This is a genomic window from Nitratidesulfovibrio oxamicus (genome assembly GCF_015731765.1).
Classification (GTDB): Bacteria; Desulfobacterota; Desulfovibrionia; order Desulfovibrionales; family Desulfovibrionaceae; genus Cupidesulfovibrio; species Cupidesulfovibrio oxamicus.
Genome location: NZ_VRYY01000458.1, coordinates 1 through 1,912 on the forward strand (window position 1 = coordinate 1; position 1,912 = coordinate 1,912).

Here is a 1,912-nt window from a genome sequence, read left to right on the forward strand (position 1 = left end):
GGCGGAGAACGGTGCGCGCAGCAGGCGGGCCGAGGCGGGCAACCCGGCGGCGCGCACGCGGCGCGATTCCTGGCGGGCCGTGGCGGTATGCAGCAGGATCAATGGAATGCCGGGGGGGACGCCAGAGGACGTGCGGGGGGGAATGCCGACAGGGAGCGCAGGGAAAGCATCGCCGTCCGTTCCATCGATGGGCCGCGGCGGGGCCAGCAGGTCCAGGTCGGCCACCAGCGCATCCGGTTCCGGGAGCATCGTGGGCACAGCAGCTTCCGTGGCCTGCATCCGCGTATCCGCAATGGTGGGCATTTCCACCACCAGCCTCAGCCCGGCCTCGGCCAGGGGGGCGGTCATGTGCGCGGCGATGCGCGCATCGGCGGTGCGGAGCAGGATCAGCATGGGGGGGCCGGAACGGAGAAGCGGGTGCGCATGAGCCGGGATACTGCACCCTTTGCACGGTGTCGAGCCTGCCAACGACGGGAGGGCCCTGGTGGTGCACACCAGAGCCCTCCGAAAGGGTGCGCCGTCCGCGCAGGGAGCGGAGGGTCACCTTGTGGAATACGGGCTACGCGACCTTGTAGAACGCGGACGCCGCGGCGTTGCAGATGGGGCACTTTTCGTCGTGCGGGCCTTCGTGGGTGTAGCCGCACACGGAACACACGTAGTAGTCCACGTCGGCCAGGGCGGAGGGGTTTTCCAGCGCCTTCTTGTAGAGGTTTGCGTGCACCTCTTCCACGGCGTTGGCCCAGCCGAAGTAGCGCGCGGGCACCTTTTCGCCTTCGGCTTCGGCCTCGGCGATCATCTGCGGGTACATCTTGGTGAATTCGTAGGTCTCGCCGTCGATGGCGGACTTGAGGTTGTCGAGGGTGGAGCCGATCTTGCCCGCGTTGCGCAGGTGGCCGTGGGCGTGGATGGTTTCCGCCTCGGCGGCGGCGCGGAACAGCTTGGCGACCTGGGGCAGGCCTTCCTTGTCGGCCTGCTTGGCGAAAGCAAGGTACTTGCGGTTGGCCTGGGATTCACCGGCAAAGGCCGCCATCATGTTCTCGTGGGTCTTGCTCATCGATATGCTCCTTGTTGGTTTCGGTGTGGGGTTCCTTGTCAGGAACAATTCCTATTTAGACGCCATCCATGGACTTGTAAAGCACTTTTTTGAAATTCATGAAAAGAGATCGTTCAGAGCATACGCCATCCGCCCGGATGGGGGAAGGGCGGGCGTGCGGAAGCGGGGAACGCAAAAGAGCCGCAGGGGGGGCGCGGCGTGGGCAGGGGCGGGCCGGGAGACGGGTGGGGAAAAGGGAGCGGGAACTGCCGCCCCCGGGATCAGGGGCGTGGTCGGCTAGATGCTGGCGCTGCCGGGCGTGTCCGCTTCGTCATGCGAGTCATGCGCGCCATGTACGCGTGGTGCGGCTTGTGAGCCGGACATGTCCCCCGCAGTGGATGTGCCAGGGGCGGCATTGTCGGCGGGCTGCGGGGTTTCTTCCGGCTGTTGCGGGGGGGGAGCGCCATCCGAAGCCCTGCGCGGTCCGTCCGGCACGAATTCGGGGCGCAGGCGGCCCCCCTTCAGCACCAGGTGCGCCCGGAACGGCTTGCCCTGGCGCGAGGTGAAGTCCATGGCCTGCGCCGTACGCCCGGTGGCCAGCAGTTCGCGCGCGGTGGGTTCGTCCAGTTCGCGCCCGAAGGAGGTGCGCCAGAGGATGAACGGGCAGCGACCACCATTGGCTGTGGGGGAAGCCGTTCCGCTGTTCCCCCCACCGTCCGGCGCGGCGTCTGGCCCGCCATTTGGCGCATCGGCCTTTTTCGCGCCGCGACTGGCGCGTGCTGCTTCCTGACCCGCGCCGTCGTCCCCGTTTGCCGCCGCCTTGCCGCGTTTCTTTCCGGAAGGGGCGGGCGGCTGCCCGGTGCAGGCCCAGCCGCGCGG

Annotated in this window: 2 protein-coding genes and 1 pseudogene; all 3 read right to left on the reverse strand. The window is 68.0% G+C overall.

Translation table 11 applies throughout. The features are described 5' to 3' along the window. A pseudogene (locus FVW20_RS13905) lies at positions 1 to 393 on the reverse strand (winged helix-turn-helix domain-containing protein); the annotation flags it as partial. Positions 394 to 559: 166 nt separating this feature from the next. After that, positions 560 to 1,054 carry a rubrerythrin family protein gene (locus FVW20_RS13910; RefSeq protein WP_196610083.1) on the reverse strand — a complete coding sequence of 165 codons (495 nt, stop codon included), beginning with the start codon at positions 1,052 to 1,054 and terminating at the stop codon, positions 560 to 562. 276 nt (positions 1,055 to 1,330) lie between these two features. Then, positions 1,331 to 1,912: topoisomerase C-terminal repeat-containing protein (locus FVW20_RS13915; protein ID WP_196610084.1), on the reverse strand; the 582-nt coding region annotated here is incomplete at its 5' end.